This is a genomic window from Vibrio alfacsensis (assembly GCF_019670485.1).
Taxonomy (GTDB): Bacteria; Pseudomonadota; Gammaproteobacteria; order Enterobacterales; family Vibrionaceae; genus Vibrio; species Vibrio alfacsensis.
This window is the reverse complement of the sequence record NZ_AP024166.1, coordinates 1038522-1058603: the sequence shown is the minus strand read 5'-3', so window position 1 is coordinate 1058603 and position 20082 is coordinate 1038522. Positions and strand designations below refer to the sequence as shown.

General features: G+C 43.3%; 22 protein-coding genes, 1 pseudogene and 1 riboswitch. Of the genes and pseudogenes, 6 read left to right on the top strand and 17 right to left on the bottom strand.

Annotated elements, in window-relative coordinates; genetic code table 11:
• Window positions 1-142: 142 nt before the first annotated feature.
• The gene (locus tag VA249_RS19235; RefSeq protein WP_221070414.1) at window positions 143-436 is read left to right on the top strand and encodes a hypothetical protein; all 294 of its coding nucleotides are present in this window, start codon (window positions 143-145) and stop codon (window positions 434-436) included.
• Between the two features lie 75 nt (window positions 437-511).
• On the opposite strand, the gene VA249_RS19230 is transcribed toward VA249_RS19235, so the two are convergent.
• Together VA249_RS19230 and VA249_RS19225 are read right to left on the bottom strand one after the other, a co-directional pair.
• Window positions 512-2470: a monovalent cation:proton antiporter-2 (CPA2) family protein gene (locus VA249_RS19230; protein WP_221070411.1), complete on the bottom strand. Its 1959-nt coding sequence runs from the start codon at window positions 2468-2470 to the stop codon at window positions 512-514.
• Window positions 2467-3084, bottom strand: coding sequence for an NAD(P)H-dependent oxidoreductase (locus tag VA249_RS19225; RefSeq protein WP_221070409.1), 618 nt, complete (start codon window positions 3082-3084; stop codon window positions 2467-2469). Before VA249_RS19225 ends, VA249_RS19230 begins: the two co-directional genes overlap by 4 nt.
• 224 nt (window positions 3085-3308) lie before the next feature.
• Here VA249_RS19225 and VA249_RS19220 point away from each other — a divergent pair, with 224 nt between their 5' ends.
• Window positions 3309-4253: a LysR family transcriptional regulator gene (locus tag VA249_RS19220; protein ID WP_221070407.1), complete on the top strand. Its 945-nt coding sequence runs from the start codon at window positions 3309-3311 to the stop codon at window positions 4251-4253.
• Window positions 4254-4284: 31 nt separating this feature from the next.
• Here VA249_RS19220 and VA249_RS19215 read toward each other — a convergent pair whose 3' ends face one another.
• Window positions 4285-4467: a hypothetical protein gene (locus VA249_RS19215; RefSeq protein ID WP_221070405.1), complete on the bottom strand. Its 183-nt coding sequence runs from the start codon at window positions 4465-4467 to the stop codon at window positions 4285-4287.
• Between the two features lie 80 nt (window positions 4468-4547).
• On the opposite strand from VA249_RS19215, the gene VA249_RS19210 reads away from it, so the two are divergent.
• Entirely contained in the window at window positions 4548-5501 is a 954-nt protein-coding gene (locus VA249_RS19210; protein WP_221070403.1) for a hypothetical protein, read from the top strand.
• Between the two features lie 176 nt (window positions 5502-5677).
• Window positions 5678-6328, top strand: coding sequence for a hypothetical protein (locus VA249_RS19205; protein WP_221070401.1), 651 nt, complete (start codon window positions 5678-5680; stop codon window positions 6326-6328).
• Window positions 6329-6438: 110 nt separating this feature from the next.
• Here VA249_RS19205 and VA249_RS19200 read toward each other — a convergent pair whose 3' ends face one another.
• The 10 genes and pseudogenes from VA249_RS19200 to VA249_RS19155 form a co-directional block, all read right to left on the bottom strand.
• Entirely contained in the window at window positions 6439-6870 is a 432-nt protein-coding gene (locus VA249_RS19200) for a YccF domain-containing protein (RefSeq protein ID WP_211916720.1), read from the bottom strand.
• Window positions 6871-7055: 185 nt separating this feature from the next.
• Window positions 7056-8270 (bottom strand): MFS transporter, encoded by a 1215-nt coding sequence (locus VA249_RS19195; protein WP_221070399.1) that lies wholly within the window; start codon window positions 8268-8270, stop codon window positions 7056-7058.
• Between the two features lie 12 nt (window positions 8271-8282).
• Window positions 8283-8432, bottom strand: a complete 150-nt coding sequence (locus VA249_RS19190) for a hypothetical protein (protein WP_211916724.1) — start codon at window positions 8430-8432, stop codon at window positions 8283-8285.
• A gap of 172 nt (window positions 8433-8604) precedes the next feature.
• Window positions 8605-9324 (bottom strand): hypothetical protein, encoded by a 720-nt coding sequence (locus VA249_RS19185; protein ID WP_221070388.1) that lies wholly within the window; start codon window positions 9322-9324, stop codon window positions 8605-8607.
• Window positions 9325-9556: 232 nt separating this feature from the next.
• Window positions 9557-11209, bottom strand: a complete 1653-nt coding sequence (locus tag VA249_RS19180) for a phosphoethanolamine transferase (RefSeq protein WP_221070385.1) — start codon at window positions 11207-11209, stop codon at window positions 9557-9559.
• Between the two features lie 327 nt (window positions 11210-11536).
• Window positions 11537-11929, bottom strand: a pseudogene (locus tag VA249_RS19175) (glycine zipper family protein).
• A 165-nt stretch (window positions 11930-12094) separates the two neighbouring features.
• Complete coding sequence (locus tag VA249_RS19170) at window positions 12095-13399, bottom strand: ATP-binding protein (protein WP_221070383.1); 1305 nt, start codon at window positions 13397-13399, stop codon at window positions 12095-12097.
• A gap of 2 nt (window positions 13400-13401) precedes the next feature.
• Complete coding sequence (locus VA249_RS19165; protein ID WP_221070381.1) at window positions 13402-14109, bottom strand: response regulator; 708 nt, start codon at window positions 14107-14109, stop codon at window positions 13402-13404.
• Between the two features lie 223 nt (window positions 14110-14332).
• Complete coding sequence (locus VA249_RS19160; protein ID WP_221070379.1) at window positions 14333-15052, bottom strand: SDR family oxidoreductase; 720 nt, start codon at window positions 15050-15052, stop codon at window positions 14333-14335.
• A 286-nt stretch (window positions 15053-15338) separates the two neighbouring features.
• Entirely contained in the window at window positions 15339-15644 is a 306-nt protein-coding gene (locus tag VA249_RS19155; protein ID WP_211916739.1) for an isoamylase early set domain-containing protein, read from the bottom strand.
• Window positions 15645-15835: 191 nt separating this feature from the next.
• Between VA249_RS19155 and VA249_RS19150 the strand changes: the two genes are divergently transcribed.
• The gene (locus VA249_RS19150) at window positions 15836-16213 is read left to right on the top strand and encodes a hypothetical protein (protein WP_221070377.1); all 378 of its coding nucleotides are present in this window, start codon (window positions 15836-15838) and stop codon (window positions 16211-16213) included.
• Window positions 16214-16371: 158 nt separating this feature from the next.
• Window positions 16372-16971, top strand: coding sequence for a thiol:disulfide interchange protein DsbA/DsbL (locus VA249_RS19145; RefSeq protein WP_211916743.1), 600 nt, complete (start codon window positions 16372-16374; stop codon window positions 16969-16971).
• Window positions 16972-17083: 112 nt separating this feature from the next.
• Here the strand turns inward: VA249_RS19145 and VA249_RS19140 are convergent, their stop codons facing one another.
• From VA249_RS19140 to VA249_RS19125, 4 genes are all read right to left on the bottom strand, one after another.
• Window positions 17084-17530 carry a DUF3429 domain-containing protein gene (locus VA249_RS19140; RefSeq protein ID WP_221070375.1) on the bottom strand — a complete coding sequence of 149 codons (447 nt, stop codon included), beginning with the start codon at window positions 17528-17530 and terminating at the stop codon, window positions 17084-17086.
• Window positions 17531-17540: 10 nt separating this feature from the next.
• Window positions 17541-18086 (bottom strand): glutathione peroxidase, encoded by a 546-nt coding sequence (locus VA249_RS19135; RefSeq protein ID WP_221070373.1) that lies wholly within the window; start codon window positions 18084-18086, stop codon window positions 17541-17543.
• 120 nt (window positions 18087-18206) lie between these two features.
• Window positions 18207-18863 carry a 3,4-dihydroxy-2-butanone-4-phosphate synthase gene (ribB, locus tag VA249_RS19130; protein WP_221070362.1) on the bottom strand — a complete coding sequence of 219 codons (657 nt, stop codon included), beginning with the start codon at window positions 18861-18863 and terminating at the stop codon, window positions 18207-18209.
• Window positions 18864-19074: 211 nt separating this feature from the next.
• Window positions 19075-19215, bottom strand: a riboswitch (FMN riboswitch).
• A 123-nt stretch (window positions 19216-19338) separates the two neighbouring features.
• Window positions 19339-19956, bottom strand: a complete 618-nt coding sequence (locus VA249_RS19125) for a lipase family protein (RefSeq protein ID WP_221070360.1) — start codon at window positions 19954-19956, stop codon at window positions 19339-19341.
• Window positions 19957-20082 lie beyond the last annotated feature (126 nt).

Genomic DNA, 20082 nt, shown 5'->3' with positions numbered 1-20082 from the left:
ATCAATAGGTAAGAGCAGTTTTATTAGCGGTTGAATTAATCAAGATCAATCTTCATCGTAATTTAATCTAAGTGTCAAAATGCCTCATCTACACTTTCAAAAGATAGTGAGTGAATGGAGCAAGAGGATTGAGGAGGCCGCCATGATTACCGTGCATCGAGAATACAGTTTACAAAATTGTTTGGGACTACACGCGAATGTAGAGATTAACCCTATTGGTAAGCTAGACGTTAATATTGTGGAATTAGACGAGCATCATTCTACCGACTTTTGTGACTTATCTTTTGAAAGCCATGGTGGTGAAACTAGTGTTTGCGGCAAAGAGGGAACCGCACCATGGCAAGTAAACTTAGCCAGAAAAGACGCTTTAGAATTGTCACATCTTGTTGATGAGGCAAATGAGGAATATGAGATTCTAATGAGCGACTTAATGTAATAACTGGCTTAATGAAATTAGAGTCTGCGCTTGGTTTGAATAGTAAAAACCTCCCGAGTGGGAGGTTTTAGGCTTTTATTGTGGTTTTTCTTTACATGGATGTAGCTCTTGAACGTTTTCCTCGTTGAAGTCATCCGCGTAACCTTTTGGCGGTGGCGTCCAACCACGTTCTGAGCGAGAGAGCTTGTCGTGACGATCTTTTTGCATTTCTTCGGCCATTTTCTCTTCGAGATGGATAAAGAGCTGACGGAAATTATTGTCGTATCGTTCTCCCTCAGAGTCGTCTTCCCACGCCTCATAGAGCATGTCCGACTTACGAGCTTCAACTCGCTTGTAAGTGCCTTTTTGTTGTTCCACAAAGAATGGGTGAATACCCAATGACTTCATCACGTGTCCGCCCATTTCGAGTGCAGAATGATAGGTTTCGGATTCGATAATGTCTGCACCTGCTTGACGCAGTAAATAGCCATGGCCGCGGTCGAAAGCCCTAGCAATGATGGTGACTTGCGGATAGGTGTGCTTAACATATTTCACAAGTTCGACACTGGCTTCTTGGTTGTCGATTGCCACAACAATTGCAGCGGCATGCTCTATACCTGCGGTGTGGAGCATATCAGGACGAGTTGCATCACCAAAATAAGCACGTGTACCAATTTGGCGCATATTATCAACTTGGGTGGTTTGGTGGTCTAATACAACGGTTTTGACGCCGTTAGACACCAACAGACGATTGACGATTTGTCCGAACCGGCCGATACCGGCAATGATAACCGTTCCTTGTTCTTCAATGGTGTCACTTTCACGTTCATTCGACTCACTCTCATAGCGAGGGAGAATCACCTTATCGAATAGAATGAATAACCCTGGTGTTAGGAACATTGATATCGCTACAACCAGTGCAAGCGTTTGTGATATTTCAAATGGAATGACGTGGTTTTGCACAGAGAAGCTTAATAGTACGAAGCCAAATTCCCCTGCTTGAGCCAAACTGAGTGTGAACAACCAACGATTACTGCCTTTCACTCGGAAAATGAACGCAAGGATGAACAAAATAGTGGCTTTTAGCAGCATTACACCCAGTGTAAGGCCAATAATTAAGAAGAAATCATTGAACAGAACTGTGAAGTCGATACCCGCACCAACGGTGATAAAAAACAGACCAAGCAGTAAGCCTTTGAATGGCTCAATGTTCGATTCTAACTCATGACGAAACTCACTGTTCGCTAATACGACGCCCGCTAAGAAGGTTCCTAACGCAGGAGACAAGCCCACTAAGCTCATTAGTGCAGCGATGCCGATCACGAGCATTAAGGCCGTTGCAGTAAAAATTTCACGTAAGCCAGAACTTGCCACATAACGGAATAGAGGTCGGCTTAGGAAGTGACCACCGACAACGACAATGGCAATGGAAGCCGTTATGACAATTCCGTACGCCCAGCCGGGTAGACCTGCTACTAAGCTTAATTCCTCGTGGTGTTCTGCTGCGGATTGAGCCGCAGACTGCGCTTGTGCAACGAGTTCAGGTAGCGCTAGCAAGGGTATAAACGCGAGCATTGGAATGACGGCAATGTCTTGAAATAGCAGCACTGAAAAGGCATTTTGACCGCCCTCAGTTTTGGTTAACCCTTTTTCGCTAAAGGTTTGGAGAACAATTGCCGTTGATGACAATGCGAAGATCAAACCAATGGCCAGAGCAATGGTCCATGGTTGTCCGAAGTAAAGCGCAATGCCCATTATTAGAGCTGCCGTTCCTCCAACTTGGAGACCGCCAAGGCCCATTAAGCGGTTACGCATTGCCCATAGCATTTTGGGTTCTAGTTCTAAACCGACGAGGAACAACATCATTACTACGCCAAACTCGGCAAAGTGCTGAATCGTCGTTGTCTCTTCACCGACTAAACCGATGATTGGCCCAATAACTACCCCCGCGATCAGATAGCCAAGTACCGAACCTAGCCCTAGACGTTTGGCTAACGGAACTGCAATTACGGCTGCAATCAGGTAAATAAAGGCTTGCAAGAATATTCCGGTCATGACACATCCTTGATCAGTTGTGGCAATGCACTGTTTAGCTTAATTAAAGAAGCAGCGGCATTCAGGTCGAGTTTATCTTCCACTAATGCAGTGAGTAGATTTTTATAGCGCTCAATATGGTGTGAAATCCGGTCTTCCTCCAGTGCGGTACGAGAACCAAATAAGGCAAATGGTGCAATGTAATGCATTCCTGTTAGGGCTGACATTTGTTCTATTGGGGCGAGCAGCTCTCGAATGGTGAAGTGATTGTAACCCTCGGCTTTATACGCTTCTTCTTTGCCACCTGCCGAGAGCACGCATAACAAGGTTTTGCCATGCAGTTCAGTTCCGTCAGAGCCGTAGGCAAAGCCGTACTCCAACACCAGATCTTGCCACTCTTTTAAAATCGCGGGCGTTGAATACCAGTACAACGGAAATTGGAAAATGATGACATCATGGTCGCGCAGACGTTGTTGTTCTTGATCGATGTTAATGCTGAAGTTTGGATACTCAGCATAGAGGTCAACACACGTGACACCCTCAATGGCTTGGGCGGCTTTAAAAAGAGGAGCATTGACTTCAGATCGATGCTGTGAAGGATGAGCAAAGAGAATCAGTACTTTTTTATTTATCATAGGAATCCTTGCTAAGCGTCAAAATCACTTTTTAGTATAAGAATGAAAGACTTCTGGTATCTGTAACAAACTGTAACCCAAAAGAGACGTCCTATCTACTCTATCGGCGATATGATCAAGCCAATATAGATGAATCTAGCGCAAAGATTTGAAATAGAAAGATTGAAATGTATACACATCTATTCTTATGCTGACTAATAACCTCTAGTTATTAGCGAGTGAGCATGGCAAAAGATCTCTTCTCTACCCTCGATTTAAACTTGTTAAGGACATTTATTATTCTTCATCAAGAACGAAACATGCGCCGTGCCTCTGAGCGTTTGTTTGTGTCGCAACCTGCGGTAAGTAAAGCGCTGCAAAGGCTGCGGGATCACTTCGAAGATGAGCTGTTCGTGAAAACGCATCATGGTTTGCGAGCGACGGAATATGCCAATGAGTTGGCGGAGGGCTTAGCCCCTTTACTTAATGAAATATCAATTGCAATTAATGGCTCTAAAGACTTTGACCCCAAAGAGTTAGATGGGACGCTAAAAGTGGCTTTGGCTCCTTTTATTCTTAGCTCTTACGCGAGCGAGATATTTCAAGCGATCAGATCGCAAGCGCCAAACGTTCAAATACACCTTTTAAACTGGTCGCGTTCTACGATGGAGGAGATCATTAAAGGTGAAGTCACGTTAGGTGTGAACTACGAAATTGCTCACGGACCAAAAGAGTTGTTAACCAAATTAATTGCTCAAGATACGTTCTGTGCGTATGTAAGAAAAGATCATCCATTAAAAGGTAATCGTCTGAGAATTAATGACTGTCACGATCTTGAATTCGCTACCATCATTGCTTCGGACTGGAACTCCAACATTTCTTTCTCAGAAAAACTGATGAAAATTAAAGGTGTTGAACCAAAAATTGGGTTTCGATCTGAGCTTCCATCTGCAATTGTGGATGTCGTTGCGAATTCAGACATGGTTTTTCCTGCATCAAAAACGGTTAATGAAAAGAAACTGTCGCAACTACGTCGGCTTGATATTGAGTATGATGGTTTGGTCGTCGAGCCTTGTTTGCATGCTTATTATCACCATAAGAATCGACGTAACGAAACCGTACATTGGTTACGTAAAATTATTACCGACATCATTGTCTCAAATTTAGAGAAAAGAGATTTACCGGAGTGAGTTTCAAAGGTTGCAATGCTTACAAGGTAAGTCATTCCCCAAGACGTCGGGTATAAGGTGATTTAGTTGTATTCGATGTTTGGTCATATTCGACACTAACGCTTGGGTTCAATAATAACCCCTGGTTATCGAGCCAAATACCGTGATTCATTAATAACCCGCCGTTAATGGCGGGTTTCTTATAGGCGATTAGAGCCAGAACGCACCATTCCATATACTTCTCTTCATCGGGCAGGGAGTCCTCCGAATCTGCAAGAAGCAGCCCTGAATTTCGACAAATTAAGAGAGTAAATCATGAAAGCTAAATTATTGAGCACCATCATCGCCGCGTCTTTTCTTGCAGGTTGTTCATCATCAGGTTCCTCTGACTCCCCAAGTGAACCTGCGGGTGTTGCATCTGTTCAAACTTTCCAAGGCGAAAACTTCGATGGTATGGCGATTCAAGGTGATAACGGTGAGTACAACACCGTAGCTATTCGTGGCTCAGAAGGTCGAACGGTATTCAATGTCGGTGGTGAGTTATATTACACCGATGGTGACGTTGTCTTTAACAGCAAAAATGAGCCTGTTGGTAATATTGAAGTAAGAAATAACGAACTCGTTTTTGTTTATGATAAAGGTATTGTTCATCTTTCTGTTCAAGATGGACGCTTGATTGTTGAAGACATTCACCCTGCTGAAAAACCAGACCACCCTATTATGGAAGATCCTGAATATGATGGTGGTGTCGTTCCTACTTATGGTGATGTCATTGACCTTGGTGGTGCTCTACTGATTGTGGGTGACAACGGGACTAAAATGATCGTGAGTAAAGACTCCGATGATGTTGTACATGTTGCCGTTGGGGATTCTGGAAATATGTACACAGTTACGGATGGTGCGATTCGAAATTCGGATGGCGAGGTCATTGGCCACGCATCCAAAGAGGGTGACAACTACATTGTTCGTCTAGACAACGGAACAGAAGTGGTATTTCGTAATGAAGATGGTCGTTTGTTCGCTGGTGTAACGAACCGTCCGGATATTGCTCATCCTATAATGGGAGTACCAACATTACCAATTGAGGGGCAACCAGCAAATCCAATCGAGGGAGAGCCTGTCAATCCAATTGAACAGCCAGTGAACTTACCAGAAAATGGATTAACAAAAGAACAACGTGCGGAGCTAAAACAAAAAGTCCAATCTTTATCGCAAGAGCAACGTCAGCAAATAAAAAGAGCGATTCGCGACCGAGTAGAGCGCTCGTAAGTTATTCGCATCGCGTAAAACCCGTCTTATAAAGTGAGTTTTATAAAATAAGAGTTACAAAGCAATTCTTATAAAGCGAGTGTTATAAGACAAATGTTCTAACCCTAAGTAGCAAGGAGCCGCTTGATTCAAGCGGCTCTTTTTTATTTTTACGTTCTCTCTATTAGGTCCTCACCATGAATAAATCCATGATGCTGTTGTGCGCGCTGTTTGCTGCTCCGTGCTTTTCTGCTAACGAAAAGGTGCCAGAGTTTGGATTAGACGCATCTCGCACCGATGATGAATGGATTGTTACTGCAAGTGGTTATTTACAAGCAACGGAAGAATGGAATATTTCTGCGGAAATTGACTCCACAGGCTACCTTGAACTGGGGGCTGGATACGGCATTATGCTCGGGCAGTTTTACACAGAAGCATTTGTGAGTTACGGACGTGCTGACTTATTCGATGTTTATGATGCGGGTGTATTTACGGGAACGGCATTAGGTGACGATTGGATGATTTACGCCAACAGTTCTCATGAATGGCGAAAGAGTGCGGTTGGTAAAGTGTTTCCTGCACTTGAAAATACGGCAAGAGAGTGGAAAAACACAGTCGGGACGACGTACACACCGATAGATCTTATCAGTCTTGGCTATGCTTATAACTACGATAAAAAACTGACCGAGGGAGGGCATCGTACTAACCATGAGGTGCGCATTACATTCAAACCTAAGTGGGTAGAACCTTATGTGAAATACACCTTTGGTGAACATAGAGTATCGCCGGGTTCGACCAAGGTCAGTGAAGAAAACAGCGTCGAGCTAGGCATTAACTTTAATTTTTAAGATGAAAGCATGAACACACAACCAACGATGATTGAATATGTAATGGCGATTGTCGGCTTACTTATGACTGGAATTACCCTCTAAGGTAGTTCCTTAGAGGGTATAGAGAATTAACGATTGATATTATAGCGAGCCATTGTTGCTTCTTCTGTGGTGACAACCGTTTTACCGATTGGCGCGAGGGAGATAACCGCCAGTTTCAGGTGTTGAAGTGCAAACGGAATACCGATGATGGTGACAAAACATGCCACGGCAGAAAGTACATGACCGATTGCTAACCAAATACCTGCAAACACAAACCAAATGACGTTACCAATCACACCTAATGGACTGGTGCCTATGTCCATCTCATTGGTTAATTCATCTCTAGAAATGGCTTCTTTACCGAATGGGAAGAACGAGAAGTTACCCATCACGAAACAAGCACGTCCCCATGGAATGCCGATGATACTGATGAACGCCAACAGTCCGAAAAACCACCATAACAATCCCATGAATACGCCACCGAATACAAACCAGATGATGTTGCCAAGTGTTCTCATTTAAAAACCTTTTTGATTTATAGCTTGTGTTAAGTATGTCACATCAATCTTAACAGAGGATGAATGGATGCGGTTTATCTTAAATAAGAAATTATGTTTCATGAAAAGAGACAGGGGCTCATAAACAAAAAGGCTCCCAATGAAAAACATTGAGAGCCAATACAGATTGAAATAGCGCGCGGAAGTTATGCTGTCGCCGTGCTTAAGCGAGGCACGGGTTTATCGTTGATTGGTAAGTGGATCAGGGCTGCAATGAACGCTAATGCAACAGTCGACCACCAGATTGGCTCATATGAACCATAGTAATCGTAGATTCGACCACCAACCCATGCGCCTAGGAAGCTACCTACTTGGTGCGTAAAGAACACCAGTCCGTAAAGTGTTGATAAGTAACGTGCACCAAAGATCTGGCGAACCAAGCCGGATGTGAGAGGGACGGTCCCTAACCAACAAAATCCGATTGCACCGCCGAAGATGGCTGCAGTGTGCTCTGTAACGGGTAACGTCACAAAAGCACCGATCACGACCGTACGCATTAAATACAGAGCAGACATGACATGACGTTTGTTAAAGCGATCCCCCATTACACCCCAGAAATACGATCCGAAGATATTGAAAATGCCTACGTATGCCAGTGCCATCGCCGCAGTTGAAGCGGGTAAGTGCTTATCTGCCAAATAACTCGGTAAATGCGTGGCGATGAACATGACATGGAAACCACACACGAAAAAACCAGCATGAATGAGCCAATAACCTTTGTGTGAAAATGCTTCTTTTAGGGCTTCTTTTAGCGTCTGGTTATCTTCTTGAGTGCCCCCTGATGCGCCTGATTTTGGCTTAGCGGTTTTCATGAAGAGCGCAAACACGACCATGAAGCTACATAACAAAGCAAATGCTTGCATCGCCCCTTGCCAGCCAAAATCGTTCAATAATGTTTGTGCACCCGGGATCATTGCGAACATACCGAATGAACCCGCGGCCGTGGTTAAACCAAAGGCTTTTGCTGCGTGTTGTGCTGGCACGACTTTCGCGACCGCCCCCAGTACGATGACATAACTGGTGGCGCTAAGACCAAGGCCAACCAATACACCTAATGACAAGTACAGCGTGCTTGGTTCAACTGCGATCGAGGTGAGGTATAACCCTAAAGCGTAAGAAATGGCACCTAAAATGATAATACGCTTCGCACCCCAGCGGTCAGCAGCCATACCAATAAATGGCTGGAACACGCCAAACAATAAGTTTTGTAATGCGATAGCAAAACTGAAAAACTCGCGACCAGTATGAAAGTAATCTGAAATGGGCATCATAAAAATGCCGAACGATTGTCTTATCCCTAGACAGATAATCAAAATCCCTATTCCCAGCCAAACGAGAACAGGAAATCGGAAAATACTCATAAATTGCTCTTATTAATGATGGTGGTGATGAGAATGATCTTGCTGTTCGCCGTCGCCCGTCGTTTGATGACAGCCACTATTCATGGCTTGTTCTGCCAACATTTCCAATAAGTTAGGTGAGTTGTGAACAATAACTAATGACAAAATTAGCATGACAGACATTCTCAGCACCTGAGCGAAAATGGATTGAGAAAAAAGCATACATTGTGCGCTCAAGTAGAAAAAAGAGCGCGAAGTGTAGAGAGAAGTACGCCATGAGGCAAATGATAAAATGTGAATCAAGGTATGCACATCATGCATACCTCGTTCAAAGATGAAAAAGCGAACGACCGATTTAAAACGTAGGGGATAGCACGGAAAGAATGCGACAATCGCCTCTTGAATCGAATACAACCATGATCGCGCGTTCTTGTGTAGATATATTGCACGAGGCAATCACAGTATTGGTTCCCGTCTCTATAAGCTCTACGGGAATATCTGAGGAGTTAACGTTTAAAATAATTTGATCGGAAAGTGTTCGTTTACTCAGGTTGAATGAACGTTGTGAACCGTCAACCCAAACATCAATATTACTACCTCCAGTTAATTGCCTTGCATCCATGACGAAAACAGAGACTTGTTGGCTGATAGGATTGATGGTGTCAGGCGTGTCTTGAAATACGAGCTGATAAATGTCACGACGAGCATCTCCCAACGCAAAAATGATTTGTGGATTCGATGGAGTAATCGTTTTGGTTTTAGTTGAAAGTACCTGTTGAGAGTTAGTTTCAATCAAATCAAAAGTAACATCAAAGCTATTGGCTTTTTCTTGAATGAGCATGACACCGCTTTCTGATGAACCATATAGGGGAAGATTAGAATACAGAACTTCTTGTTTTTCTTTATATTTTGCGTTGACGCTTATATCGGACACGCCACTACTGCCTTGATCAACCAAATTAACCGTTTGAAAATTGAGGGCTCTCACTGAAACGCCTGAATCGGAAGAATCTCCACCACAACCAACGACTATTGCGGATAGGGAAAGCAGTGAGACTATCGACATCCACTTCATGTTCTTATCCTTATTGAATTAACTGAGCTCGTTTTCACAATATGGCCTGAAACGATGAGTTCAGGTCACGTATGAGAACAGTATAGTGGATGTGAGGTAACTATCTTGGGTACAAATTTTCTATGTATTGCTAAAGTACCTCAGTAAGCTGGTGGCTAGTGATATTTCATGCTTTCGATAAAGAAAAATGCCCGACTTGGACAGGCAAGTCAGGCATTTTAGGGTGGTTACACTAAGATGTGCGACACGTTTTAAAGATGTCTAGTGCACCATCGTAGGCACTGGTTTCTACATCCATAATGCCCAATAGAGAGTGGAACACATTGTCGTGTGAATGCGTCGCACGCTTTTGTGCTTCTTGATTCAAGCAGTCGGTATTGATGTGTTTTGCTTGCTTGAAGCCCGGTGACATCCAAAGTATTAATGGCACACGTTTTTGGTAGTCTGGGGCTAGGCTATAAGGCATGCCGTGTAGAAACATACCGTTTCCACCCAATGACTCGCCATGGTCTGAAATGTAAATGAGGGCGGTGTTGTAACGATCTTCTAGTGATTTTAATTTCGCAATCGTTTCAGCCAGTACGAAGTCCGTGTAGCGAATGGTATTGTCATAAGTATTGACGATTTGTTCTACACTGCAGTTTTCTATGTCGGCTTGTTGGCAATCTGGTTGGAAATAGGCTTTATCTTTCGGGTAACGCTGGAAATATGTCGGTCCGTGGCTACCAATAAGGTGCATGGCAATCACTCGATTTCCTTGCATGTCTGAAACTTGCTGGTCAAAGTTCTTTAGCAAGGCCATATCGTAACAAGTTTGCCCGTCGCAAAGTGCATTGTGCTGCGCTCTGTCTATCACTATTTTCTTCACGTTGTGCGCGACATGTTTGTCGCCGCCGTCATTGTCTTCCCAAACAATATCAACACCAGCGCGTTGCATGATATCAAGCGCGTTATCTTGGTTATCGGCCTGCTGGCGATCAAAGTTGCTGTGGGTAAGTTGGGAAAACATGCAAGGCACAGAAACGGCCGTAGCAGTGCCACAAGAGGCAACGTCTTGGAATGAAATGACGTCCAATTTGCTTGTGTACGGATTGGTTTCTCGGTTGTAACCGTTTAGCTGATAGTTTTGACTGCGTGCGGTTTCACCAACAACGAATACTAAGAGTGTCGGTTTCTCGGCAGCCTGTACTTGTGCACCTTCGGATTGCTTAGCATCTACACCAATTTCACGGTAGGGCTCTGGTGTGGTTAGGTAGTTCTCTTTTACATAACTTGCTGAGCTGTATACATATTGAGTGGGAATGATGATCTTTTTAAGGTAGCTGTTGTTTCGTCCAACTGACGCGTAGTCTTGGTAGTAAAGCGCCGCGATGACCGCAATCACAATCAAAGAAATTAACATTGAGACTATTTTCGTCAGGATGAAGCGGATCCAGTGTCCTTTTTGTGGTTGTAATTTCACTTTAAACACAAGCAGGGCAGGAATCACGCCCATAATCGCCGTCCACAAAAAGGAATAGGTGCTAAGGTATGAACTAGCCTCGCTGGTGTCCGTTTCGATGATGTTGGCAATCATGTTGGTGTCAAACAAAGTGCCATAGTTATAGCTCGCATAGCTAACCATACTTGATGTGATGAGCAGTAGAATAAAGAAAGGCTTACTGAATAAGGGCCAGCTGAACAAGTTGAATAGAAAATTGAGCGCAGCAAAAAAGAAGATTGGAATGGTAATGATGAAACCAATTTTTACTTGTTCGAGAGATGAGAGAATGTGAACCAGTTCTTTATAGATAGGAACGTTTACTACAATCGCAAAATAAAGCGCTAAAAGAAGAGTAAAAGTAACGTATGAGATACCTTTAGATGGAGAGTTTATTATTTTCATAAATGGCAGTCTGAAATAGTACTAAAACACAACGTACAAACAGATAGAACGAGGATCCTTACCGGCTCTTATCTGACAACAACGTAACACCAGAGTAGCTTCATGCCTGAGGTGACACGCTCACGTTATAAATCAAGCGAAAGCCTGTTTATCTTGGTTTTCAAATATGGCGTTATATCGCCAAAAGAAATGGGGAAGTTGATATTGATACTTCCCCGAAAAGAAAAGGCATTAAATTCAGAGACAGAATAAGGACTAGAGCGTGAAACAATTGTGAAATTTCCCCAGTCTTGAACAAAAATCTCGCTCTGCATGAATCGGTTATGGTTAAGAGTCGAGGTCGTAAACGGTGTAACCTTTTTTTGCAAGACATTGACGCAGAACTAAAGATTGGGTTTTCGTGGAATCTGTCGCACCACCAAGCGCGCCAGCCCCTGCACCTACTGCGGTTCCGGCAACAGCACCAACCGCTGCACCTCCGAGTCCATTTTCTAAAGCGCCGGCGACAGCACCCACGAGCGCCCCAGTGACCGCGTTGTTTTATGCGCCTACTTTTGCGGCTTCACCTTTATTGACTTTTTCTGCGTAGCCTTGGCAGTAGGCAAAGTCTTGTTCGTATTTTGCTTGGTCAACATTGGTCATATCTACAACGGGTTCTTGATTGTAGGCACAGGCTGCAAGTGTAGAAGAGAGGGCGATAAGAATAAGAGGTTTGTACATTTGAGCGTTCCATTGTTGCTGTGAAATTGTGCTTTAAATGTACGCTGTTTTATTGTTAACCTCTGTCACTCAATTGTATTGAATTGTCGGTTTATGTAATGGCTTAGATTTCCCCGATATAAGATGACTGAGAATTGAAATATTTTACGCTTACTGCGTTACTAGTTAGGGTAATGACAAATCAGTTTTCGGTAGGCAGATGGTAAAACATGCCCCGCCTAAATGGCTATGTGCAACGGACACTGAACCTTTTTGTAATTCTACAATTTGCTTCACGATAGCGAGTCCTAGGCCGAAGCCGCTGCTGTTTTTATTGCGAGATTTATGCGCACTATAGAAAGCATCGAACAAATGAGGCCAATCTGTTTCATCAATGCCACAGCCATCATCATGAACGTCGATGCACAATGATTCATGATGATCGCGTATTTTTAAAGTGATTTCGCGTTGAGCATAACGCATGGCATTGCGCAGTAGATTATCTAGCGCTCTCTGTAGAAGTTTAGGGTCGATGAGAATTGTCGTGTCGCTGATTTCCGACTCAAGCAAAGAAATGGTGATAGGGGTTTCTCGTTGCCACCTTGGTAGTAAAGACTGGATGAACGAATTTATACTGATCTGTGAGGACTGAATTTCAGCATCCGGTTGCTCCATTTTTGCGTAATACAGCAGTTCATCCACCATATTTTCCATTTCATCAATATCTTCAACAATGCTCGTCACATACTTGTTCTGCTCTTTGCTGAGGGAGGTGTCGGCTAACAAATCAGCTTGCCATTGTAAGCGAAATATTGGCGTACGAAGTTCATGGGCAACTGCATTGGTCAACATTTTGTTACTGGTGATTAAACGAGATACTTTTTCGGCCATTTCGTTAAAACGTCGATTCAATGAACCGACCGATTTGGCACTTGTCGTTTCAGCGCGTGCTTGGAAGTTGCCAGAGGCGAAATCAATGGTCACTTTTTCGAGATCGCGAATACGTCTACTCAAAAACCAAATCAATAGGACACAGTAGAGGGCGAAGCCTGCGATAAAAAATACCCAGACAACGTTATCATCAAAGTGAATGGCTTGAATAATTGGGCTGTTAGGGTTCTCACTCAGTTTAAAAACCGGTGAGTCCGGTTCAAAACGAAACCATAAGTTTCGGTCTTGGTCAAAAGCGGTGTTTAGGGTAGGGGCTCTTTCAAATACCATTCGTACCTCAGGAGGGAGATGCGTCATCTCCTGAGCAACCAATAGCATATGACTAGACGTAGCTAATTTTTCAAGTTGTTTAACGGTATATTCTTCCCCTTTCTCTTGATAGATAGGGTAAATAAATTCGTGGAATGCTTGGGCTTCGTGCTCTTCTAGTAGATAGTCGTAATCGGTATTTAATTGGTAAACGATCACTTCGTAACCAATTAAGCTAGCAACAAATAGAATGATGAGGCCCAAAAAGCTTTCCAGATAGATGCGCTTCATTTTTACTCCCACGCATCAGGGATAAACAAGTACCCTTTGCCGCGTATGGTGACGATTTTCTGTGGAGGCGTGGATGTATCATTAAGCTTTTTACGTAGCGTTACAATTCGATTGTCGATGGTTCTATCCGTGCCGTCGTAATCAATACCACGTAAGGTTTTTGTTAGCCACTCGCGAGAAAGGGGGTGTTCAGGATGGCTTGCGAGTACCCACAGAAGATCAAATTCGCCGTCAGTAAGTAAAACGGGCTTTTCATGCAATGTGCAGACTTTCCGCAGACGGTTGAGCTCGAGTTCACCGACTTTGAGCATATTTTCGGTCTCAGCCTCTATTGGTTGGCGACGCAGTAACATTCGAATTCTCGCCAGTAGCACTCTTGGTTTGATTGGTTTAGTGACAAAATCATCCGCCCCAATTTCTAGCGCAGCAACGTGGTCAAAATCGTCATCACTTGCGGTAAGCATCAGGACTTTGCCTTTATAACCCTCTCTAATCTGTCGACAGACGCTGAGTCCATCTTGGCCCGGTAGCATTAAATCCAGTAACACAAGATCGGGTTGTGAAATGAGAATTGCGTCAGGTGCGTCGGTCCCATTATCAATACATGTGACTTGAAACCCTTGAGTGACAAAGTAATCACAGAGCATGCTGCGAAGTTTGAAGTCATCCTCAATGATAAAAAGAGAGGGCTTAGCATGATGAGTATTCATAGTAGTGACAGGACAGCTGAAAAGGTCACTGAAACTTATACAACTTTGTTTGGAATTTCAATCGACAGAAATAAGCACTTAGATTGAGCGTGAGAGGGGCTGCGATAAGAATAATTGCGATAGAACACTTGTGCTAAAAACAAATGTGCTAAAAACGCTGACGATAAAACAATAGATAGAAAAAAACCGATCACAGGATCGGTTTTTTGTTATTCGGTAAAAATTAAGGCTGCTGTTTTGTTGGAGCAAGTGCAATTTCACGAATACAAACGTTTTGAGGCTGTTGGTAAGCAAATACGACAGCGCGAGCGATATCATCTGCGGCAAGTACGCCACCCATATCCACTTTCCAAGCGTCATAACCATCTTTGATATCTTGAGAAGTGGTATGAGACAATAATTCAGTTTCAACGGCGCCCGGAGCTATGGTTGTTACGCGTACATTAGACGCAGCAACTTCTTCGCGCACGTTTTCTGAGATAGCGTGTACGGCGAATTTAGTACCACAGTATGCGGCATGGTCAGGGAATGTTTTCTTACCTGCAATTGAGCTGATGTTAATAATGGTACCGCTGTTGCGTGCTTTCATTGGCGCTAGAACCGATTGCATACCGTTTAGTAGACCAAGAACATTCACATCAAACATGCGTTTCCACTCAGAAGCATCTTGAACGTCAATTTGACCAAGCAACATCACACCGGCGTTGTTCACTAGCGCATCTGCTGGACCAAACTTCTCTTCTGCTTTTGCGATAGCGGCTTCAAAAGAAGATTTGTCTGTAACGTCTACTTTCTCACATAGTGTGTTTGGTAAGTTTAATGCTTCCAAACGTTCTACGCGGCGAGCCAGAAGAAGAAGAGGGTGACCTTCATCGCTTAAGCGACGAGCGATGGCTTCACCAATACCTGAGCTTGCACCAGTAATTACGATCAGTTTTTTCATCTTTTGTTTCCTTTTTATTCTTGCTTGAAAATAGCGTTGTTTGAGAGCAGTTGTCTCACTGCGATGGCGATATATTAAGGAAATGCCTTTTGTTGATATATATCACTTTAGGTAAAACACTGTTGTCACATGACAACAATGGCGTATCTAGTCGTGATACCTATCTGGTAATAACATGTTACTTGGCAATAATGTGTGAGTGATCACTGTTCATAATCGTAGATGAAAAAAGGCGCATGAGTGCGCCTTGAGTTAAATCGATACTCTAAAAGAGGAGTAGAGATATTTACGCGGATTGGGTTTGTGTACTTACTACACTATTGTCGCTACCGAAATCATTTGGCACGTAAGCGTCTGCTTGTGGGTCGTTTTCCCATTCAACATCATCGAATAGGTAGCGAAACTGAATATTTTTTTCCTTTGGCAAGCGCGTTTTAAATTTAAACTGGCCACTTTTTTTAACGAGCTTCATTGGTTCTGGTTGCCAGTTGTTAAAATCGCCTGCAATTTGAATCGATTCCCACTGGTTTTTATCTAGCTCGAACGTGACTTCAACTTCATCTTTGGTTTTAAAAAATCTCTTTTTAAGCATTAAGGTTTCCTTGTTTGTACAAAAACTGATCTAACTATTACTCAGGTTTCATAGCAATTTCAAGTGTTATCGGGATTGTAGTCGGTATCGTATATTGAATTTTCTTTTTTGTGGGGGTAACGGGGCTGACTGGCTTGTGTGCAAAGCGGGATTATGTATGATGAGGGTTCACCATATTTTGAAGATGTTTTATGTTGAGTTTTAACCGTACATGGATGACGACGATGCTCTGCTTGTTAGCAATGTTGCTGACGAGTATGGCTTCAAGTGCGCGTGCCGCCGCCGTTCCAATTGAAAGTGGGTTAAATTACGATCTTCAATTCGCATTTCAAAAGCAGATGTCTGTAGAGAATACAGACTGTGATGAATCCCATCACGTTGCTCATCAAGTTGATAAAGGGCAACAAGCCCATACAAGTTGTAGCTCCTCATGCATTGTCAAAATGCCAACGAATTTATCACAAGACGATTTGATGTTATTGCCACATCGGCTTGCCTTGATTGACAAGCTACCAACGCCAAAAGCGGTAGTGGTGATTTATCAGCCGTACCGTCCTCCAATTGTTTGACCTTTATATTCATCATCTGCCAGTTGTCTGGCAGCGTATTAACAAACTTCAACTCGGAATCATCTACGCCTTTCACAAATGAGCAATGTAGATTTTCTGATTCATCGTTGAGGCTTAACGAATTAATTTTGGCTATCAAATGCCTAAAAGGATCAAACATGAAAAAATTATTCGCATTTTGCAGCACACTGTTATTCGCATTTACCGCGCATGCGGCACAATTTGAGCAAGGTAAGCACTACAAAGTACTGGATGTAGAGAAAGCCACTAAACCAACAGTGACTGAATACTTTTCTTTCTATTGCCCACATTGTTATAAGTTTGAAGCCGTCATTGACAACTTGAAACCGGCGTTACCGAAGAATGCAAATTTTGAGAAAGTGCATGTTGCGTTTATGGGGAGTGATATGGCGGTGCCAATGGCGAAGTCTTATGCGACCATGGTGTCTTTGGGCGTAGAGGAAAAAATGGTGCCTGCAATGTTCGCTCAAATTCATCAGAAACATCAAGCGCCTAAGAATGAAGCTGAATTAAAACAGATTTTTGTCGATAACGGCGTAGACGGGAAGAAGTTTGATGCGGCTTACAACAGTTTTGCTGTGAACTCGATGCAAAAGGGTTTTGATAAGCAGTTTAAACAAAGCACCTTAACTGGCGTTCCAGGTGTGGTTGTCAACAATAAGTACATCGTCCTACCAAATGAAATCCGTAGCTACGATGAATACAACGATCTTGTGAACTACTTGCTTACGCTTTAATTTTTAAAGTAAAAGTGGCGGCGATTTACGTCGCCACTTTTAAGCAATGAGGCATGAAAGGTGGGTTAGTTCATACGAGTAATTTTATGCAAATACCTTGATGCAAATACCTTTATGCAAGTAGCACAAGCCCATGCATGAATACGACACCTGAGGTGAGCTTACCACGCATTAACTGATAGCCTTTTGGTTCCGCTTCTTTTTCAACTTTCCTGATAATTTTCTCTGCATACCATACCGCGATGTAGCCCGCCGCGAGAAGAACCGTAGCTATGGCATAGTGTTTGTTCCCTTGAAGCAATGCTCCCCAAGCGAGCAAGACAAACAAGTTACTCAAAATAAGCGCATTTCGGCTAAGGCGGTGATAGTAGTGGTCAATGGCATTTCCCCAAAGTACCCCGGATAGAAAGCTCAGAATCACGGCGCTATAAGCGATAAAGAACTGTTGACCTGTTAGGTTGAATAAAGTCCTTTCAGAGAGAATTAGGATCAAACTAAATAAAAAAGGTAGCAGTCCTAAGTACCCCAATTGCAGCATGGTAGATCGTGTTGTTGTCATTTTGATTTCCCTAAAGCTGTTGTTCAATGATAGAGGTAAGCGTAGTACTCATTGGCGAGGTTGAACTAGGGAAAGTAGCAATGACCTTACCGTTTTTATCGATTAAGAACTTATAGAAATTCCATTTTGGTGTAATACCAGCTTGCGAACTGATCGTGGCGAAAATTGGGTTTGCGTTATCACCAAGTACCGATGTTCGAGCCATCATTGGAAAAGTGACGCCATAGTCTAGGTAGCATATTTTTGCGGTGTTTTCTTCACTTCCTCTGTCTTGGCGAAAGTCATTACTTGGAAAGCCAATCACTGAAAAGTTGTTATCTTTGTAGGTTTGATGCAGGGTTTCTAGTTGTTCAAGTTGAGGTGTGAAGCCGCATTGACTGGCTGTGTTGACGACAAGGAGCGTTTTTCCTTTGAATTCTTCACATAGGTCGACTTCATCTGTTGAGTTGAGTAGTCGTTGTTTGCCTTGAAGTATCTCTGGACAGCTTGCACTTAATGCCCAAGAACTAAATAGAAGCAAAGTAACGCATAATGCATGGCCTAAAATTGGTTTCATTTTGATCATTCCATTCAATTTGTAGGTAAGTTAATCCAAGTATAACTACTCATCTCGGAACGAAATCGATCAAAAAAGCCGCTTGAATCAGCGGCTTTATCATAAGTATGTTCGTATTGATTACGCGAGTTTTAAATCAAACTGCATGCGGTAGGCGACCATATCTTCAATAGTCAGTACAGGCATGTTGTGAAGGCGGCCAAATGCCACGATCTCCGGTGCCTTTGCCATGGTACCGTCTGGGTTGGTCACTTCACACAGAACACCAGCAGGTTGCAGCCCAGCCATTTGCATTAAGTCGATTGTTCCCTCAGTATGACCGCGACGAGTCATTACGCCACCAGGTCGAGCACGAAGAGGGAAGACGTGACCAGGTCGAGCAAGGTCATCTGCTTTTGCATTTGGGTTTGCTGCTGTTTTGATTGTAGTCACACGATCTGCAGCAGAGACACCTGTGGTGACACCTTGCTTAGCTTCAATAGATACTGTAAATGCGGTTTGGTTTGCACTGTTGTTGTTGACGACCATTGGTGGTAGTTCAAGTTTGTCTGCTTGTGCATCTGTTAGACAAAGGCAAACAATACCACTGCATTCACGGATCATCAGGGCCATCTGTTCATTGGTAAGATGCTCAACTGAATAAATGATGTCGCCTTCGTTCTCGCGATCTTCATCATCAAGCAGCAGCACACCACGGCCTTCTTTAAGTGCAATAAGTGCGTTTTCAACGCGAGTAATTGGATTACCGAATTCGGCAAGTAGTGATGACTGATTCATGGTTAACTCCTAAATATCACCAGAATCAGGGCGGTATGAGGGATCGCTGTTTATAACACGCAATCACGAGCTGTTATCCAACAGGTGGAATAACTACTCGCGACAGATAAACGCGATCCAAAAAGAAGCGCACTGAGCTTATCCACATAACAGCGTATAAAACTAACAAGGTGTTAAGTAAATACGATGTCGAAGAAGTACTCGAATGCTTTCTTATTCTCTTTCATCCGGACTATAACCGTCGGCTCTGGCATCTCACCAGATCTGCTGACCTCGACGAATCGAGCGCTCGCGGGCTCACTCTAAAGAGTATACCGCCGGTGGGGAATTTCGCCCCGCCCTGAGAACATAAAACCTGACCTTTAAGATCAGACATAATGACTCCGACACTTCCCAATGAGGTGTCGGAGTAACGATATTACTGTTTAGATTAGAAATTTAAAAGCCGTATACGACTAAATGGTGGAAATTTGTGCTATCGGTTGAAACGATCAGTGCGGATAAAATGATCAATTTGAGCAGGAACGAACGTGTTGTAGATCAAACTGGTATGCGTTTGTTTGGTTTCAATGTGATCTTGCATGCCATCCAAACGTGTTTCCTCGACGGTGACTGTGCCATCAGAAAGAGTATGGTCTCGATGCATTAGAATCGGCCTTGCTCCAATCGCCATTGTCCCTGCGATGCTGCCAAGCTTTTGCGGGAAGCGCCATACGTCTTCATGTTTATTGAGGCCATGGTAGGGTGAGTTTCCCAAAATTGCACCTAAGCCTAGATCTTGAATGCGTGACACGATGGATGCCCCTTTTAGTGGTGAACCTATCGCAATCACATGGGAGACTAGGCTGGTAGTAGGCTGTCGACTTGCAAGATAACGCTTGATCATTAAGCCCCCTAAACTGTGTCCAACTAATACATTCGCCGTCAAAGGATTGAGCGCCTGATCGATCGAATCGAACAATGATGGTTCGTGGATCGATACCGTGTTGTAGCTAATAACCCGAGTTTCATACCCAAGTTTTTTGAGTTTTTGACTAAGAGGCTGCATGACCAGCCCATGCATATAAAGACCATGTAAGATAATGATTCGCATAATACCTCCTAGATTTATGACGTTATTATACCCAAGACGCTAAGTCTAGATAACACGGCTCGGATATAGAGATAGCCTACTAAATTAGATACTTAACGTATGTCAGTAAATTCGCAAATCAAGCAC

What these genes read in the sequence shown, in the direction of transcription:
- VA249_RS19225 (WP_221070409.1), bottom strand. Translation starts at nt 3,084, where the DNA reads ATGATAAATAAAAAAGTACTGATTCTCTTTGCTCATCCTTCACAGCAT.
- VA249_RS19205 (WP_221070401.1), top strand. Translation starts at nt 5,678, where the DNA reads ATGAATAAATCCATGATGCTGTTGTGCGCGCTGTTTGCTGCTCCGTGC.
- VA249_RS19185 (WP_221070388.1), bottom strand. Translation starts at nt 9,324, where the DNA reads ATGAAGTGGATGTCGATAGTCTCACTGCTTTCCCTATCCGCAATAGTC.
- VA249_RS19135 (WP_221070373.1), bottom strand. Translation starts at nt 18,086, where the DNA reads ATGAAACCAATTTTAGGCCATGCATTATGCGTTACTTTGCTTCTATTT.
- VA249_RS19215 (WP_221070405.1), bottom strand. Translation starts at nt 4,467, where the DNA reads ATGGAATGGTGCGTTCTGGCTCTAATCGCCTATAAGAAACCCGCCATT.
- VA249_RS19125 (WP_221070360.1), bottom strand. Translation starts at nt 19,956, where the DNA reads ATGCGAATCATTATCTTACATGGTCTTTATATGCATGGGCTGGTCATG.
- VA249_RS19195 (WP_221070399.1), bottom strand. Translation starts at nt 8,270, where the DNA reads ATGAGTATTTTCCGATTTCCTGTTCTCGTTTGGCTGGGAATAGGGATT.
- VA249_RS19180 (WP_221070385.1), bottom strand. Translation starts at nt 11,209, where the DNA reads ATGAAAATAATAAACTCTCCATCTAAAGGTATCTCATACGTTACTTTT.
- VA249_RS19140 (WP_221070375.1), bottom strand. Translation starts at nt 17,530, where the DNA reads ATGACAACAACACGATCTACCATGCTGCAATTGGGGTACTTAGGACTG.
- VA249_RS19190 (WP_211916724.1), bottom strand. Translation starts at nt 8,432, where the DNA reads ATGTCTGTCATGCTAATTTTGTCATTAGTTATTGTTCACAACTCACCT.
- VA249_RS19145 (WP_211916743.1), top strand. Translation starts at nt 16,372, where the DNA reads ATGAAAAAATTATTCGCATTTTGCAGCACACTGTTATTCGCATTTACC.
- VA249_RS19155 (WP_211916739.1), bottom strand. Translation starts at nt 15,644, where the DNA reads ATGCTTAAAAAGAGATTTTTTAAAACCAAAGATGAAGTTGAAGTCACG.
- VA249_RS19220 (WP_221070407.1), top strand. Translation starts at nt 3,309, where the DNA reads ATGGCAAAAGATCTCTTCTCTACCCTCGATTTAAACTTGTTAAGGACA.
- VA249_RS19170 (WP_221070383.1), bottom strand. Translation starts at nt 13,399, where the DNA reads ATGAAGCGCATCTATCTGGAAAGCTTTTTGGGCCTCATCATTCTATTT.
- ribB (WP_221070362.1), bottom strand. Translation starts at nt 18,863, where the DNA reads ATGAATCAGTCATCACTACTTGCCGAATTCGGTAATCCAATTACTCGC.
- VA249_RS19210 (WP_221070403.1), top strand. Translation starts at nt 4,548, where the DNA reads ATGAAAGCTAAATTATTGAGCACCATCATCGCCGCGTCTTTTCTTGCA.
- VA249_RS19200 (WP_211916720.1), bottom strand. Translation starts at nt 6,870, where the DNA reads ATGAGAACACTTGGCAACATCATCTGGTTTGTATTCGGTGGCGTATTC.
- VA249_RS19165 (WP_221070381.1), bottom strand. Translation starts at nt 14,109, where the DNA reads ATGAATACTCATCATGCTAAGCCCTCTCTTTTTATCATTGAGGATGAC.
- VA249_RS19150 (WP_221070377.1), top strand. Translation starts at nt 15,836, where the DNA reads ATGTTGAGTTTTAACCGTACATGGATGACGACGATGCTCTGCTTGTTA.
- VA249_RS19160 (WP_221070379.1), bottom strand. Translation starts at nt 15,052, where the DNA reads ATGAAAAAACTGATCGTAATTACTGGTGCAAGCTCAGGTATTGGTGAA.
- VA249_RS19235 (WP_221070414.1), top strand. Translation starts at nt 143, where the DNA reads ATGATTACCGTGCATCGAGAATACAGTTTACAAAATTGTTTGGGACTA.
- VA249_RS19230 (WP_221070411.1), bottom strand. Translation starts at nt 2,470, where the DNA reads ATGACCGGAATATTCTTGCAAGCCTTTATTTACCTGATTGCAGCCGTA.